At 63.0% G+C, this 14,579-nt stretch carries 15 protein-coding genes and 1 pseudogene; 13 read left to right on the top strand and 3 right to left on the bottom strand.

What is annotated here, in order from left to right; all coding sequences use genetic code 11:
* Nucleotides 1–37: 37 nt before the first annotated feature.
* Together EN824_RS06260 and EN824_RS06255 are read left to right on the top strand one after the other, a co-directional pair.
* The gene (locus tag EN824_RS06260; RefSeq protein WP_245512043.1) at nt 38–1,732 is read left to right on the top strand and encodes a SulP family inorganic anion transporter; all 1,695 of its coding nucleotides are present in this window, start codon (nt 38–40) and stop codon (nt 1,730–1,732) included.
* Nucleotides 1,729–2,348, top strand: a pseudogene (locus EN824_RS06255) (ParB-like protein). Before EN824_RS06260 ends, EN824_RS06255 begins: the two are co-directional and overlap by 4 nt.
* Before the next feature lie 24 nt (nt 2,349–2,372).
* Here the strand turns inward: EN824_RS06255 and EN824_RS06250 are convergent.
* Nucleotides 2,373–3,203, bottom strand: coding sequence for an AraC family transcriptional regulator (locus EN824_RS06250; RefSeq protein ID WP_135864474.1), 831 nt, complete (start codon nt 3,201–3,203; stop codon nt 2,373–2,375).
* Between the two features lie 85 nt (nt 3,204–3,288).
* Between EN824_RS06250 and EN824_RS06245 the strand changes: the two genes are divergently transcribed.
* From EN824_RS06245 to EN824_RS06235, 3 genes are all read left to right on the top strand, one after another.
* On the top strand, nt 3,289–3,822 hold the full coding sequence (locus tag EN824_RS06245) for a hypothetical protein (protein ID WP_135864472.1): 534 nt from the start codon (nt 3,289–3,291) through the stop codon (nt 3,820–3,822).
* Nucleotides 3,823–3,988: 166 nt separating this feature from the next.
* A complete protein-coding gene (locus EN824_RS06240; protein WP_135864470.1) occupies nt 3,989–4,438 on the top strand; it encodes a hypothetical protein in 450 nt (149 codons plus the stop codon).
* A gap of 123 nt (nt 4,439–4,561) precedes the next feature.
* On the top strand, nt 4,562–5,191 hold the full coding sequence (locus EN824_RS06235; protein ID WP_127280359.1) for a MarC family protein: 630 nt from the start codon (nt 4,562–4,564) through the stop codon (nt 5,189–5,191).
* A 17-nt stretch (nt 5,192–5,208) separates the two neighbouring features.
* Here EN824_RS06235 and EN824_RS06230 read toward each other — a convergent pair whose 3' ends face one another.
* Both EN824_RS06230 and EN824_RS06225 read right to left on the bottom strand, forming a co-directional pair.
* On the bottom strand, nt 5,209–5,634 hold the full coding sequence (locus EN824_RS06230) for an OsmC family protein (protein ID WP_135864468.1): 426 nt from the start codon (nt 5,632–5,634) through the stop codon (nt 5,209–5,211).
* 115 nt (nt 5,635–5,749) lie between these two features.
* Nucleotides 5,750–6,274 (bottom strand): single-stranded DNA-binding protein, encoded by a 525-nt coding sequence (locus EN824_RS06225; RefSeq protein ID WP_023773877.1) that lies wholly within the window; start codon nt 6,272–6,274, stop codon nt 5,750–5,752.
* A 226-nt stretch (nt 6,275–6,500) separates the two neighbouring features.
* On the opposite strand from EN824_RS06225, the gene EN824_RS06220 reads away from it, so the two are divergent.
* From EN824_RS06220 to EN824_RS06185, 8 genes are all read left to right on the top strand, one after another.
* The gene (locus EN824_RS06220) at nt 6,501–6,815 is read left to right on the top strand and encodes a metalloregulator ArsR/SmtB family transcription factor (protein ID WP_135864466.1); all 315 of its coding nucleotides are present in this window, start codon (nt 6,501–6,503) and stop codon (nt 6,813–6,815) included.
* Complete coding sequence (locus EN824_RS06215; RefSeq protein WP_135931987.1) at nt 6,812–7,273, top strand: SRPBCC domain-containing protein; 462 nt, start codon at nt 6,812–6,814, stop codon at nt 7,271–7,273. Before EN824_RS06220 ends, EN824_RS06215 begins: the two co-directional genes overlap by 4 nt.
* A gap of 22 nt (nt 7,274–7,295) precedes the next feature.
* The gene (locus tag EN824_RS06210) at nt 7,296–7,901 is read left to right on the top strand and encodes an ATP-dependent Clp protease proteolytic subunit (RefSeq protein WP_135864461.1); all 606 of its coding nucleotides are present in this window, start codon (nt 7,296–7,298) and stop codon (nt 7,899–7,901) included.
* Nucleotides 7,902–8,014: 113 nt separating this feature from the next.
* Nucleotides 8,015–8,266 carry a hypothetical protein gene (locus EN824_RS06205; RefSeq protein ID WP_245512065.1) on the top strand — a complete coding sequence of 84 codons (252 nt, stop codon included), beginning with the start codon at nt 8,015–8,017 and terminating at the stop codon, nt 8,264–8,266.
* A gap of 702 nt (nt 8,267–8,968) precedes the next feature.
* A complete protein-coding gene (uvrA, locus tag EN824_RS06200) occupies nt 8,969–11,890 on the top strand; it encodes an excinuclease ABC subunit UvrA (RefSeq protein ID WP_127872539.1) in 2,922 nt (973 codons plus the stop codon).
* Entirely contained in the window at nt 11,890–12,396 is a 507-nt protein-coding gene (locus EN824_RS06195; protein ID WP_135864456.1) for a GNAT family N-acetyltransferase, read from the top strand. Before uvrA ends, EN824_RS06195 begins: the two co-directional genes overlap by 1 nt.
* A gap of 28 nt (nt 12,397–12,424) precedes the next feature.
* Nucleotides 12,425–13,231 (top strand): DUF72 domain-containing protein, encoded by an 807-nt coding sequence (locus tag EN824_RS06190; protein ID WP_127872541.1) that lies wholly within the window; start codon nt 12,425–12,427, stop codon nt 13,229–13,231.
* Between the two features lie 182 nt (nt 13,232–13,413).
* Complete coding sequence (locus EN824_RS06185) at nt 13,414–14,562, top strand: GGDEF domain-containing protein (RefSeq protein ID WP_127278251.1); 1,149 nt, start codon at nt 13,414–13,416, stop codon at nt 14,560–14,562.
* The last annotated feature ends 17 nt before the right edge of the window (nt 14,563–14,579 follow it).

Below are 14,579 nucleotides of genomic sequence, written 5' to 3'. Positions count from 1 at the left end.
TAATGGACCAACTCCCCAAGCAAAAGCCGCGATCACCATGAATTGGAGCTCATGGCTGCCTTTGCGGGCGCTGCACGGTTGGACGCCCCGGGATTTCAATGGCGATCTGATCGCGGGCGTGACACTGGCCGCGATCGCCATTCCCGAGCAGATGGCGACAGCCAGGCTCGGCGGCTTTGCGCCCGAGGTTGGATTTTTCGCCTTTGTCGCCGGTTCGGTGGCGTTTGCGCTGTTCGGCGCCAATCGCCACCTTTCGTCCGGCGCGGATTCGACCATCACGCCTTTGTTTGCCGGCAGCCTGGCGCTGCTCGCATCATCAGGCTCACCGCATTATCTGGCGCTGGCCGCCACGCTGGCGCTGATGGTCGGGCTGATCGTGATGCTGAGCGGCGTCTTTCGCCTCGGCTGGATTGCCGACCTGCTCTCGGTGCCGGTCACGACTGGCTTTCTGGCAGGCATCGCCGTCCATATCATCGTTTCACAATTGCCTGGACTGCTCGGCCTGCCGGCGGAAAGCGGCGAAACCGTGCAGCGCATCGGCGAAATCGCCAGCAGCCTCCATCTCACCAACCCCTGGAGCCTGACGCTCGGCCTTGGGGTATTCGCAATCGTGTTGTTTTCCGAGCTTATCAGCGCCCGCATCCCCGGCGCGCTGATCGGCATGGTGCTTGCCACGACAGCGGTCGCCATTTTCGGCCTCAAGGATCATGGCGTCGAGGTGCTTGGTGCCTTGCCGAATGGCCTGCCGCGGGCAGGGTTGCCACTGGCCGGTCTCGACGACGTGCAGGCGCTCGTTCCGCTGGCATTGCTGATCGCCATCGTCGTCATGGTGCAGACGGCCGCCACGTCCCGTTCCTTCGCTCCGCAGGGCGACGCGCCCGACGTCAATCGCGATTTCGTTGGTGCCGGCGCCGGCAGCATCGCGTCGAGCCTGTTCGGCGCCTTCGCCGTCAACGCCAGCCCACCACGCACGGCAATCGTCTCCCAGTCGGGCGGCCGCTCGCAACTCTCGAGCCTCATTGCCGCGGCGCTCGTTGTGGCGCTGGGCGCCTTTGGCGGCGGCCTGCTCGCCGATGTTCCGCAGGCCGCCCTCGCCGGGGTCCTGATGTTCGTCGCCCAGCACATTCTGCGCTGGAAGGTTTTCGCCAGTGTCTACCGGCAAGCGCCGGTCGAATTCGCATTGATCCTGATCACCATGGCGGCCATCGTCGTGCTGCCCATCGAGACCGGCGTGGCGGTCGGCATCGGCCTGTCGCTGCTGCACGGAATCTGGAGCGCGACCCAGACGCTGCCGATCGAACTTGAACAGGTCCCGGGAACCTCCGTCTGGTGGCCGCCGGGCAAGCCGAGCGCTGGCGAACAACTCCCCGGCGTGCTGGTCGCGGCGTTCCAGGCGCCATTGTCCTTCGTCAATGCCGACGGTTTCAAACGCGGCTTTTGTGATCTGGTCGACGCCCGCAAGGGCGATGTGAAACTCGTCGTGCTGGAGGCCAGTAACATTGTCGAAATCGACTACACCGCCGCCCAGGCATTGATCGAAACCATCACCCATTGCCGCAATGCGGGCGCAATATTCGCCATTGCTCGGATGGAATCGGTGCGTGCCCAGGCAGCCCTTGCGCGGTTCGGCATCATCGATCTCGTCGGCCCGCAGCGGATCTTCCACAGCGTCGATGCCGCCATCAGGGCTCTGCATTCCGGCCCGCCGGAAAACCAGGAGAGTACACCATGATCGTCCTGAGAGAGCCGCTGGTGACCCCGGTCCCGGTCAAGGAACTGCGGCCAACGCAAATTACGGTCGGGATGCGCGAGGTGGATCTCAAGCGCCAGCTGGTCCGCTCGCAGAGCGCCGCGAACACAGGCGCCTTTCTGGGCAAGCACATGATCCCGGTCGTGTTGGGCCCGAAAAACCGCAACTACGTCACCGATCACCATCATCTCGCCCGCGCCCTGATCGAGGAAGGCGTCAAGGATGTGCTCGTGACGGTGATCAGCGACCTGTCGGCACTGGACAAGGACGCGTTCCTTTTCATGCTCGACAACCGCGGCTGGATGCATCCATTCGATGAAAACGGCCAGCGCCGGGCTTATGCCGCCCTGCCGAAGACCATCGGCGAACTGGTCGACGACCCTTACCGGAGCATGGCTGGCGAACTGCGCCGGCTGGGTGGCTACGCCAAGGACACCACGCCGTTCAGCGAATTCCTGTGGGCGGATTTCCTGCGCCGCGCATCGACAAAGGCGCGGTGGCGAAAAATTTCGACCAGGCGATGAAGGATGCACTCGTGCTGGCCAGGGGCAAGGACGCCGACTATCTGCCCGGCTGGTGCGGGCCGACCATGGACTGATGCCACGGGTGGTGACGCAACTTTTCAGCCGCTGCCCGCGCGCATGGCGCGATAGCGGCCCGGGGTCTCGCCCATGACCCGCCGAAACCGGCGGTTGAAGGTCGACAGATCGTTGAAGCCGGTCTCGAAAGCAATTGCCGAGATGGCATCGTTCGACGTGCGCAATCGCACTGCCGCGCGATGCAACCGGGTCCTGAGCAGGTACTGATAGGGCGTCATGCCGGCGACCTGCCGGAAGGTGCGCAGGAAATGATAGGGGCTGGTCGCGCTCTCATCCGCCAACGCTGGAAGCGAGATCGGTCCGTCGGCACCCAGTTCGATCCGCCGCACCGCCTCGGCAACCCTTTTCTGATCGCGGCGGCTTGGGCCGCACCCGGCATGCGCGGCGCCGGAGATTGTAGCCATGGCGGCACCCGCGATGCGCAAGGCGAGTTCCTCGAAGGCGTCCGCGTCGGCCAGGTCGCGTGCGGCTTCCGCCTCGGCCAGCAACGGCGCCAGGGCCGGTAACGGCGGCAGGCGTGGCGCCGCGAAGGTGAGCGTCCTGGCGCCCGGCACATCAGCCACGATCCGGTCCATATAGGCCGGCCCGAAATGGAAGGAGAGGCAACGGTCGCCGCTGCCATGCTCGTGCCCGCATTCGTAGCAGGTGCCGGAATTGCCGAGCAGGAGACTGCCTGGCGCGAGCATTGCCGTGCCTTGCTGCGCGCGGTAGCGGAACGAGCCGCCGGTGACCGCCGCGACGCAAAAATCCCGATGTGCTTCCTCGAACGGCCGATCGCCGGCGCTGGCCGTGCAGATGACATCCGCCACATGCCAGTCAGGTCCGGATGCAAGGGTATTCGCGGTCGCCGTCATGACCGAAATATAGCAACTTTTCCCAAGCCCAGAACCCTGCCAGCGCCTATTCCTCGCGGTCTCCTGACAAGAAGAGGCCGCAGCCATGGTCGACCAATCCTCATTTGCCGAAGCCTTGCACAGTCCCGGACCGATCGAAGGGCTCGCTGAAAAACTGGCCCTCTACGGCCGCTTCGTCGGTGCCTGGACATTTGACGCCTCTCGGCATCTCGAGGGCGGCACGGTGCTGACCGGCCGCGGCGAGGTGCATTTCGGCTGGGTGCTGGAAGGCCGGGCGATCCAGGATGTCTGGATCCTGCCCGCGCGCGACGCCGGCCCCTCGCCTTCGCTCGGCAAATGGACTTTTTACGGCACGACATTGCGGGTCTATGACCCAAGCGCCGATGCCTGGCACATTTTCTGGAGCGACCCGCGCAACCAGTATTACAGCCGCCAGCTTGGCCGCGCCGAGGGCGACACCATCGTACAAGTGGGCGCCGACGGCACCGGGTCATCGGTGCGCTGGAGCTTTTCGCGGATCACCGAGAATTCCTTCCGCTGGCTCGGCGAGCGCTCGCACGATGGCGCGGACTGGCACCTCGAGGTCGAATTCCTGGCGCGGCGAGTAACTACAAGCTGAAGCAGCACATCATTGTAAGAATGGAGAAAAACATGTTCGATCATGTCTCGATCGGCATCCGCGACGCCCAATGTGCCGGATGCGAAACGGCCTCGTGACAATGGCCATTTCTTCGTTTCTCACTGCTCTCGTATCCGAGGCTCCCCCAGCCGACCGAGCGAAAGACATGGACCTCTATGGATGGTTGATCGGAAGCTGGGAAATGGACACGGTCCACCACTTTGACGACGGCACGATCCAGAAATGGACCGGAGAATGCCATTTCGGCTGGGTACTCGAAGGCCGCGCGATTCAGGACATCTGGATCAGGCCCAGGCGCCCTGCGCGGTCCACCATGTATGGCACGACTTTGCGCATCTTCGATCCTGGGATCGGTGGCTGGCACATCATCTGGAATGATCCGCTCAACCAAGATTACTCGCGCCAGATCGGGCGGGCCGAGGGTAAGGACATTGTCCAGATCGGCGATGACTCGCGCGGTCTGCAAACTCGATGGCGTTTCACCGAGATCACTGCCAACAGCTTCCATTGGATCGGCGAGGAAAGACCTTCCGAGAGCCACCCCTGGCAAATCACCTATGAACATTTAGCCCACCGGACAAAGCGCGTCGCCTGAATCCGTTTCGCCGCGACGCGCCCTACCGCATCGAAGTCTCCGGCCCCTCCGACAGTTCCCATCGACCGGGCTTTGCGCTACCAATATCGGAGTGCGGGCTCGGCCCGGCGGGAGGGGTCAGCGATGCCGAGTTTCGACAGCCTGTTCAATGCCTTCGTCACCATTCTCGTGACCATCGATCCGCCCGGGCTGGCACCGCTGTTCCTCGCCGTGACACGCGGCATGAATCGCGACGAGCGCCAGCAGGTCTCCGTACGCGCCTCGATCATCGGCTTCCTGGTGATGGCGCTGTTCGCGATCGCAGGTGCCTCGATCCTGTCGGTGTTCGGCATCACGCTGCCGGCCTTCCGCGTAGCAGGTGGTTTTCTGCTGTTCTTCATCGCCTTCGAAATGGTGTTCGAGCGCCGCCAGGACCGCAAGGAGAAGATCGGCGACGTCGCCATCACTAAGGACATGATCCACAACATCGCCGCCTTCCCGCTGGCAATCCCGCTGATCGCCGGTCCCGGTGCGATTTCGGCGACTGTGCTGCTCTCCGGCTCGTTTCAGGGCTTTGCCGCACAGGCGGCGCTGGTCGGCATCATCTTCGTCTGCCTCGCCATCACCTATCTGGTGTTCGTGCTGTCGGAGCGCATCGACCGCATCCTCGGCCAGACCGGCCGCTCGATCCTGACCCGCCTGCTCGGCGTTATTCTGGCGGCGCTGGCGGTGCAGTTCGTCGCCGACGGCATCAAGGCGCTGATGGCTAGTTGAACGGTATCCCTGCGGCCCTACTGCGCTGTCGTATCGACGATCTCGAAGTCATGCGTAAGCGTGGCCGTCTTGGCCATCATGGCGGAAGCCGAGCAATATTTGTCGATCGACAGATCGATCGCCCGCTTGACCTTGTCGCGCGACAGCGCGCGGCCCTTGACGATGAAATGCATGTGGATGCGGGTGAACACCTTCGGGTCGGTCTCGGCCCGGTCGGCGTCGAGTTCTACGACACAGTCCTCGATCGCCTCGCGTCCCTTTTCAAGGATGTGGACGACATCATAGGCCGAACAGCCGCCGGTGCCGATCAGCACCAGTTCCATCGGGCTCGGCCCCGGGGTCTTGCCGTCCGGGCTGGACGCGGTTCCCAATACGACCTTGTGGCCGCTGCCGGATTCGCCGACGAAGGTGCGCTCCTCGACCCATTTTACCCGTGCCTTCATCGCCCTGTCCTTTCAGTCCTTTGTTCCCAAATCAACAATGCAAAACCCCGAAAGTCCATGCAGGACCCTCGGGGCATATCAAGCACAAGCATTCGCCGTTTGGTGCGGCTCCCGATCAGAACGGAATTTCGTCGTCCAGTTCGCGCGACGAACCGCCGCCACCGCCGCCCCTGGGAGCATTGCCGCCACCGCGGTTGAACCCTTCATTCGGGCTCGACTGGCCAAAATCCGACCCGCGGCTGCTGCCGCCACCGCTGTAGCCGCCGACCTGGCCGCCCTCACCCTGGCCGCGCGCGTCAAGCATCTGCAGCTCGCCACGGAATTTCTGCAGCACGACTTCGGTCGTGTATTTGTCGGCGCCGGTCTGGTCCTGCCATTTGCGGGTCTGCAACTGGCCCTCGACATAGACCTTCATGCCCTTCTTCAGATATTGCTCCGCCACCTTGGCGATGCCCTCATTGAAGATGACGACGTTATGCCACTCGGTCTTTTCCTTGCGCTCGCCGGAATTCTTGTCGCGCCAGCTTTCCGAGGTGGCGATGCGGATGTTGACGACCGGCTCGCCCGAATTCAGGCGGCGGATTTCAGGGTCCGCGCCGAGATTGCCGACCAGAATGACCTTATTGACGCTACCCGCCATGATATTTCTCCGCGCTCATCCGAAACAAATTTTTGTCGCAGCACCTTACAGGCTACGGACGTCAGCCGCCTGCCAAGGCTGGCTTTTCCCACAAGGTTTTTGTTCCCTTTTCGTTCCTATATGCACCGCCGCTGATTGTCAAGGAATGGCAGCAATGGCCAAGGCCTTCATATGGGTTGCAAAACAGCGCTTGCCAAATCAATAAGTATCGACTTATGCTTTTGCCATGATCGAAGCAGAGATTTTCCGCGCCCTGGCCGACCCGACACGCCGTGCCGTCTTCGAGCGGCTCGCGACAAGCGAGATGAGCGTGTCGGAACTGCGCTGCGGCCTGACTGTGTCGCAGCCGGCCGTGTCCCAGCACTTGGCGGTGCTGCGCGGTGCCGGTCTCGTGGTCGAGCGGCGGGCCGGCCGCAACGCCTATTACCGCGCCGATCCGCAGGGGCTTGCCCCGCTGCTCTCCTGGATTGAACGCTACCGGACGTTCTGGCCGGAGCGCATCGAAAGGCTGAAGACGGTTTTGAAGGACATGGATCAATGAAGAGCCAACGCGAAGTCGCACCGGATGCGATCGAATTCGAATATGACCTAGCCGAGCCGCCGGAAAAGGTGTGGCGGGCGCTGACCGTGCCGGAACTGCTCGCCGCCTGGATGATGCCGAATGATATCAGGCCACAGACCGGCAGCCGCTTTGCCTTCGCCGGGCCCGACGCGGCGATCGAGTGCGAGATCCTCGACGCCGAGCCTGAGCGTCTGCTGCGCTATTCCTGGCGGGAACAGTCGGACGATGCGGCGCGACAGCACCCGCTCGACAGCACCGTCACCTTCACACTCGCCCGCACCGTTTCGGGCGGCACGCATCTGCGCATCGTCCATGACGGCTTTGCTCGCAAGGCGGCCGTTACCATGACGAGCGCCGGCTGCCGGCTTTCGCTGCGCGGAGCCGGAAAGCTCATCGCCGCGAGCAACACGCCGCATCTTCTGCTGCGCACGGCCTGAACACGGAAATTGGAGAAGAAAAATGAGCGGTGTTGCCAGTCTTGTGCCGATGGTGATCGAGCAATCGAGCCGCGGCGAACGTGCATTTGACATTTTTTCGCGGCTGCTGCGCGAGCGCATCGTCTTCATCAACGGCGAGATCAACGACGGCGTCTCAGCGCTAGTCTGCGCGCAGCTTTTGTCGCTGGAGTCGGACAATCCCGAGAAGGAGATTTCGCTCTACATCAACTCGCCGGGTGGCATGGTGACCAGCGGCTTCGCCATTTACGACACGATGCAATATATCAGTTGCCCGGTGTCGACCGTGTGCATGGGCTTTGCCGCGTCGATGGGATCGTTCCTGCTGATGGCGGGCACGGCCGGGCGCCGGATCGCGCTGCCCAATGCCACCATCCTGCTGCATCAGCCGCTCGGCGGCTTCCAGGGCCAAGCTTCCGACATCCAGCGGCATGCCGAACGCATCGGCCAGACCAAGCGCCACATGACCGAACTCTACGCCCAGCATTGCGGCCGCAGCTATGAAGAGGTCGAACGCACGCTCGACCGCGACCATTTCATGACGGCCCGCGAGGCCCAGGCATGGGGCCTTGTCGACCATGTTTTCGACACCCGCAAAAAGGCGGCGTGACCCGAGAACGAAGATTTGACGATACCGGTCTGGTTCAAGTGGCGGCAGGTCCCTATAACAGGGGGATGACCGACGCACATCGATCAAGACCATTGCACCGTGTCACAGCCACCATGGTGCTCGCCATCGTCGGCCTTTTCTCCTGTGCGGCACTTGCCGACGGCGCCTCGTCGTCGGCTCGGAAAGGCGCCCTGCCCGGCGTGAGCGGCGACTATCGCATCGCCAAGCCAGCCCCGGTGCCCGAACCCGACGACGCATTCCCTAGCAGCGGCAACGGGCAGTTCAAGATCGGCGATACGGATGTCAGGATTTCCGGCAGCATCACGGTCGATGTCGGGGTTGGCGGGATCAAGCCGCCCAGGTAGGGCAAAAGATCGGTCCTGCAAACTCGAGCCCGCCCAAAAGAATAGCCCCGCCGTGCCTGGGGCAAACGGACGGGGCTTTTCTGGATCTCAAATCCATTTTTTGCCGGGAGTGTACTGCCGGCGTTGGATTTCGGATGCTTCGCGGCATTCAGCCGACGATCCGACTAACAGTCTCTAATTTTGGGGGATATGGCAGGTCACGGTTTGTCTGGTGGCGCAAACGCTATACCCTGGCACTTATGCCTGCCTCGGCTCCAACGAGACGTGGAGCCCTGGGGGACTGTCCGGTGGCGTCATGCTCCGCTCCTTTTGTCCGTTGCGACATTGCCATCGCGAAGCGCAAATCGCAAATGCCTGCGGCGTCTCGCAGCCCGCCTTGGGGCGGCGAGGCCATCGAAAGACGGCCGGCTTCGCTGACCTCTGGAGACTGCCCCCGTGAGCCGGTCGCGTCAACCATCAATAGCCGGTTACGGAAAAATGTGATCGCCGGGAGGTTACGTCAGGGTCAGTTTCCGCACAGCTTTGTCAGGAGCGTGTTCGGTCTTTGTTCTTTGCGCTTGCCCCTTCGCGCGAAAGACGGTTAAACGACTTCTGTCGGGAGTTGTGGCGTCTCTCGACGTGGCGGCAAAAAGACCTACATAGAGGATGGCCGGGAAAAACCCGCCAATCCCATGAATTCCAGATCTGAGGCGGCGACCGGCGATGGCCGACCATAAATTCCTTTCCATTCGCGGGGCGCGCGAACACAATCTGAAGAATGTCGATCTCGACCTGCCGCGTGACAGCCTGATCGTCATGACCGGCCTGTCGGGCTCCGGCAAATCATCGCTCGCCTTCGACACCATCTATGCCGAGGGCCAGCGCCGCTATGTCGAGAGCCTCTCGGCCTATGCACGGCAATTCCTCGAAATGATGCAGAAGCCCGACGTCGACCAGATCGACGGCCTTTCGCCGGCCATCTCCATCGAGCAGAAGACCACCTCGAAGAACCCGCGTTCGACGGTCGGCACCGTCACCGAGATCTACGACTATATGCGGCTTCTGTTTGCCCGTGTCGGCGTGCCCTATTCGCCGGCCACCGGCCTGCCGATCGAGAGCCAGACGGTCAGCCAGATGGTCGACCGGGTACTGGCGGTCGAGGAAGGCACGCGCCTGTTCCTGCTGGCGCCCATCGTGCGCGGCCGCAAGGGCGAATACCGCAAGGAACTGCTGGAGTTGCAGAAGAAGGGGTTCCAGCGCGTCAAGGTCGACGGCGTCTTCTATGAAATCGCCGACGTGCCGGCGCTGGACAAGAAATACAAGCACGACATCGACGTCGTCGTCGACCGCATCGTCGTGCGCGGCGACCTTGCCACGCGTCTCGCCGACTCCATCGAGACGGCATTGAAGCTGGCCGAGGGGCTGGCGGTGGCCGAGTTCGCCGACAAGCCGCTCGACGCCAGCCAGACCGGCGAGGATTCGGTCAACAAATCCAAGAACGAGACGCATGAGCGCATCCTGTTCTCGGAAAAATTTGCCTGTCCGGTGTCCGGCTTCACCATTCCGGAGATCGAACCCAGGCTGTTCTCCTTCAACAACCCGTTCGGCGCCTGCCCGACCTGCGACGGTCTCGGCAGCCAGCGCGCCATCGATCCCAACCTCGTCGTGCCCGACGAGAACGTGTCGCTGCGCGACGGCGCCGTCAGCCCGTGGGCGAAGTCGACCTCGCCCTATTACTCGCAGACGCTCGAGGCATTGGGCAAGGCCTACAACTTCAAGCTCGGCGACAAGTTCAAGGATCTTTCCGCCGAGGCCCAGGAGGCGATCCTGCGCGGCACCGGCGAGCGCGAAATCACCTTCCAATATGATGACGGCCTGCGCTCCTACAAGACGACCAAGACCTTCGAAGGCGTCATCCCCAATCTCGAGCGACGCTGGAAGGAAACCGAATCCGCCTGGATGCGCGAGGAGATCGAGCGCTTCATGTCGGCAACGCCCTGCCCGGCCTGCAAGGGCTATCGGCTGAAGCCTGAAGCGCTGGCGGTGAAGATCGGCGGCAAGCATATCGGCGAAGTGACGGAACAGTCGATCCGCAATGCCGATCGCTGGTTTACCGACCTGCCGGCGCAGCTCAACGACAAGCAGAATGAGATCGCTGTCCGCGTCTTGAAGGAAATCCGGGAGCGCCTGCGCTTCCTCAACGATGTCGGTCTCGACTATCTCACTTTGTCGCGCAATTCCGGCACGCTGTCGGGCGGCGAAAGCCAGCGCATCCGGCTGGCCTCGCAGATCGGCTCGGGCCTCACCGGCGTGCTCTACGTTCTGGACGAGCCGTCGATCGGCCTGCACCAGCGCGACAACACGCGTCTGCTCGACACGCTCAAGCATTTGCGCGACATCGGCAACACGGTGATCGTCGTCGAGCATGACGAGGACGCCATCCTGCATGCCGACTATGTCGTCGACATGGGTCCGGCCGCCGGCATCCATGGCGGCGAGATCATCGCCCAGGGCACGCCGCAGCAGGTGATGGCCAACCCCAATTCGATCACCGGCAAATATTTGTCGGGTGCGCTCGAAGTAGCGACGCCCGGCGTGCGTCGCGAGGCGAAGAAGAACCGGCGCCTGAAGGTTGTCGGCGCGCGCGGCAACAATCTGAAGAACGTCACCGCCGAAATCCCGCTCGGCACCTTCACCGCCGTCACCGGCGTGTCGGGCGGCGGCAAGTCGACCTTCCTGATCGAGACGCTGTTCAAGGCGGCCTCGCGCCGCATCATGGGTTCGCGCGAGCATCCGGCCGAACACGACCGCATCGAGGGGCTGGAATTCCTCGACAAGGTCATCGACATCGACCAGTCGCCCATCGGGCGGACGCCGCGTTCGAACCCCGCTACCTATACCGGCGCCTTCACGCCGATCCGCGACTGGTTCGCCGGCCTGCCGGAAGCCAAGGCGCGCGGCTACCAGCCGGGACGTTTCTCGTTCAACGTCAAGGGCGGCCGCTGCGAGGCCTGCCAGGGCGACGGCGTCATCAAGATCGAGATGCACTTCTTGCCCGACGTCTACGTCACCTGCGATGTCTGCCACGGCAAGCGCTACAATAGGGAGACGCTCGACGTCCTGTTCAAGGGCAAGTCGATCGCCGACGTGCTCGACATGACCGTCGAGGAAGGCGTCGATTTCTTCGCCGCCGTGCCTGGCGTGCGCGACAAGCTCGACACGCTGAAGCAGGTCGGCCTCGGCTACATCCATATCGGCCAGCAGGCGACGACGCTGTCGGGCGGCGAGGCGCAACGCATCAAGCTGGCCAAGGAACTGTCGCGCAAGGCGACGGGCAAGACGCTCTACATCCTCGACGAGCCGACCACTGGCCTGCATTTCCACGACGTCGCCAAGCTGTTGGAAGTGCTGCACGAATTGGTCGACCAGGGCAACACGGTGGTGGTCATCGAGCACAATCTCGAAGTGATCAAGACCGCCGACTGGGTGCTCGACCTCGGTCCCGAAGGCGGTGATGGCGGCGGCGAGCTGGTCGCGTCTGGAACGCCGGAAGCAATCGTGCGGGAGAAGCGCAGCTACACCGGCCAGTTCCTCAAGGAGCTTCTGGAACGGCGCCCGGGGGGCAAGCGCGAAGCGGCGGAGTGATGGGTAGGGATGGTCGCATCACGGTCCAGAGCAGCTTTGGCGTGAGGCTTGCCCGCCCAGAAGATCTCGCCGCGATCGTCGCGCTGACTCAAGCGGCCTATGCCCCCTACAACGCGATACTCGACGCGCCACCGATCCCGGTTACCGAGGACTACGCACCGCGCGTCGCCCAGGGCGAGGTCTGGCTGCTGGAGAGGGACGCCACGCTTGCCGGGCTAATCACGCTGGAGCGCCATCCCGACCACGTCATGATCTTCTCCGTCGCGGTCGCCCCCGGCTCCCAAGGCAAGGGATTTGGCATCGCGTTACTCAATCACGCGGATGAACAGGCAAGTCTGTGGGGCCTGCCGGAGGTGCGGCTCTACACCAACGCCAAGATGGAACGGAACATCGCGCTCTATCTCGCCTATGGTTTTCACGAAACGGGTCGCCGACCCAATCCCTATCGGCCAGGGTGGGTACTGGTCGACATGGCCAAACCCGTCGACAGGCCCACCGCGGCTTGATCGCTTTTAGAAATCTGGGAGGACGACGATGAGCAAATCGGGAACAATCCGCGCCGGCATGGGCGGCTGGACCTTCGAGCCTTGGGACACGTCCTTCTATCCGGACAAGTTGTCGAAGGCCAAGCAACTGAACTACGCCAGCCGGCAAGTGCCGAGCATCGAGGTCAACGGCACCTATTATTCGAGCTTCAAGGAGCCGACCTTCGTCAAATGGGCCAACGAGGCGCCAGACGGTTTCGTCTATTCGCTGAAAGGCAACCGCTTCGTCACCAATCGGCGTGTGCTGGGCGAAGCCGGTGAATCGATGATGCGTTTCCTCGGTTCCGGCGTGGCCGCGCTCGGCGACAAGCTCGGCCCGATCCTGTGGCAGTTCGCGCCGACCAAGAAATTCGACCCTGACGATTTCGAGGCGTTTCTGAAACTGCTGCCGGAAAAGCAGGACGGCGTCGCGCTGCGCCACGCGCTCGAAGTGCGCAACGACAGCTTCATCGTGCCGGAGTTCGCCGCACTCGCGCGCAAATACAAGGCGGCGATCGTCTATGCCGACCATGCCAAATATCCTGACATCGCCGATATCACCGGCGATTTCGTCTATGCGCGGTTGCAGACCGGCAGCGACGACAATCCCGACTGCTACACGCCAAAGGGCATCGACGAATGGGCGGCGCGCGCAAAAATCTGGGCGGAAGGCAAGCAGCCGGCCGATCTGCGGCGCGCCGACCCCGCTACCGACGCCCCGGTCCAGCCGCGCGACGTCTTCCTCTACTTCATCACCGAGGGCAAGGTGCGCGCGCCGTTCGGGGCAATGGCGCTGATGAAGCGCGTAAGCGACTGAAAAAGCATCAGTCGGTTTCCAGCACCCACTATAGTGCGTCGCCCATGCGTTTTGGGCGCAGCAAAGCGCCTATTCCTGGGCATCTTCGCCGTGATCGTAACCTTATCGACACTTCCTTGCCGCATGAATACTCCGACGCCAAGCTGCAGAGCTGGAGCCGTCGCCGGCAGGGAAAGAGGGGCATGTCGCTCGACTACACTTCACTTCTGCTCGCTGTCGGTTTCTCCGCCGCTTGCCTCAGCCTGACGCTGTTCGGCATGTGGCTGACCGCCCGCTCGGAAAAGTTCCTGCTGACATGGGCGATCAGCCTGGTGTTCGTGGTTGGCGATATTTTCATCTATGACGCCTATATCGACATGCCCGGGCGCCTGCTCGGCATCGCCACCTCGGCGTTCCTGCTGATCGGCTTTTCGGCCATGCTGGGTGCCGCCTATCAGTTCCGCACCGGCGGCTCGCCGCTGCCGCGGGCGCTGTGGGGTTGCGTTTCCCTGGCGATAGCGCTGCCTCCCATGGCTTTGGGCTATGACGGCCTCGGCTTCATGTTCGAGAACATGTTCGCCGCCTTGCTCCTGTTCGCCACGGCGTTCGAATATTGGAGAGGCCGCGATGAGGCGCCCGCCTTGACGATCGGCATCACCACGCTCTATTCGGCCACGGCCACGTCCTTCTCGCTCTGCGCCATGGTTCTCGCCTGGGACGGAAAACTAGTGCTCGGCCACGCGCCAAGCAATTGGGCGGAAGAGCTCAGCCTGATCGTGGTGATCGCCAGCATGACGGGTATTGGGGCACTTTCGCTTGCCCTCAACCAGGGGCGTCTGGCGCGGCACCACCACCGCAACGCCCTGACGGATCCCCTGACCGGCCTGCTCAACCGGCGCGCCCTGTTCGACATGCATGGCCATATTCCGGTCGGCGCCTTTACCGCCGTGGTCGTCTTCGACCTCGACAATTTCAAAGCCATCAACGACGAATTCGGCCACGCGGCGGGCGACGAGGTGCTGAAGGTGTTCGCCAGAGAGTTGGCAGCCAACCTTCGATCGGCCGACGTCGCCGCGCGCATGGGCGGCGAGGAATTCGCACTGGTGCTGAGGCGCACTCTGCCGGAGACGGTCGAGGAATCAGCTGAGCGCATCCGGGCGGCTTTCGCGATGCGGTTGATAGAAACCGAAACCGGCTCGCTCACCTGCACGGTCAGCGCCGGATTTGCGTTTGGCAGCAAGGAGGGCCTCAGCTTGGACAAGGTGCTCAGCGCCGCCGACAAGGCGCTCTACGACGCCAAGCGCGGAGGCCGCAACCGCGTCATCGCCTCGCCATTCCGGCGCGCGAGCTAATCACTCGCATCATGGCG

The sequence above is a fragment of the Mesorhizobium sp. M8A.F.Ca.ET.181.01.1.1 genome (genome assembly GCF_004792025.1).
Taxonomy (GTDB): domain Bacteria; phylum Pseudomonadota; class Alphaproteobacteria; order Rhizobiales; family Rhizobiaceae; genus Mesorhizobium.
This window is presented reverse-complemented; position numbering and strand designations above follow the sequence as displayed.

What these genes read in the sequence shown, in the direction of transcription:
- EN824_RS06260 (WP_245512043.1), top strand. Translation starts at nt 38, where the DNA reads ATGAATTGGAGCTCATGGCTGCCTTTGCGGGCGCTGCACGGTTGGACG.
- EN824_RS06250 (WP_135864474.1), bottom strand. Translation starts at nt 3,203, where the DNA reads ATGACGGCGACCGCGAATACCCTTGCATCCGGACCTGACTGGCATGTG.
- EN824_RS06245 (WP_135864472.1), top strand. Translation starts at nt 3,289, where the DNA reads ATGGTCGACCAATCCTCATTTGCCGAAGCCTTGCACAGTCCCGGACCG.
- EN824_RS06240 (WP_135864470.1), top strand. Translation starts at nt 3,989, where the DNA reads ATGGACCTCTATGGATGGTTGATCGGAAGCTGGGAAATGGACACGGTC.
- EN824_RS06235 (WP_127280359.1), top strand. Translation starts at nt 4,562, where the DNA reads ATGCCGAGTTTCGACAGCCTGTTCAATGCCTTCGTCACCATTCTCGTG.
- EN824_RS06230 (WP_135864468.1), bottom strand. Translation starts at nt 5,634, where the DNA reads ATGAAGGCACGGGTAAAATGGGTCGAGGAGCGCACCTTCGTCGGCGAA.
- EN824_RS06225 (WP_023773877.1), bottom strand. Translation starts at nt 6,274, where the DNA reads ATGGCGGGTAGCGTCAATAAGGTCATTCTGGTCGGCAATCTCGGCGCG.
- EN824_RS06220 (WP_135864466.1), top strand. Translation starts at nt 6,501, where the DNA reads ATGATCGAAGCAGAGATTTTCCGCGCCCTGGCCGACCCGACACGCCGT.
- EN824_RS06215 (WP_135931987.1), top strand. Translation starts at nt 6,812, where the DNA reads ATGAAGAGCCAACGCGAAGTCGCACCGGATGCGATCGAATTCGAATAT.
- EN824_RS06210 (WP_135864461.1), top strand. Translation starts at nt 7,296, where the DNA reads ATGAGCGGTGTTGCCAGTCTTGTGCCGATGGTGATCGAGCAATCGAGC.
- EN824_RS06205 (WP_245512065.1), top strand. Translation starts at nt 8,015, where the DNA reads ATGGTGCTCGCCATCGTCGGCCTTTTCTCCTGTGCGGCACTTGCCGAC.
- uvrA (WP_127872539.1), top strand. Translation starts at nt 8,969, where the DNA reads ATGGCCGACCATAAATTCCTTTCCATTCGCGGGGCGCGCGAACACAAT.
- EN824_RS06195 (WP_135864456.1), top strand. Translation starts at nt 11,890, where the DNA reads ATGGGTAGGGATGGTCGCATCACGGTCCAGAGCAGCTTTGGCGTGAGG.
- EN824_RS06190 (WP_127872541.1), top strand. Translation starts at nt 12,425, where the DNA reads ATGAGCAAATCGGGAACAATCCGCGCCGGCATGGGCGGCTGGACCTTC.
- EN824_RS06185 (WP_127278251.1), top strand. Translation starts at nt 13,414, where the DNA reads ATGTCGCTCGACTACACTTCACTTCTGCTCGCTGTCGGTTTCTCCGCC.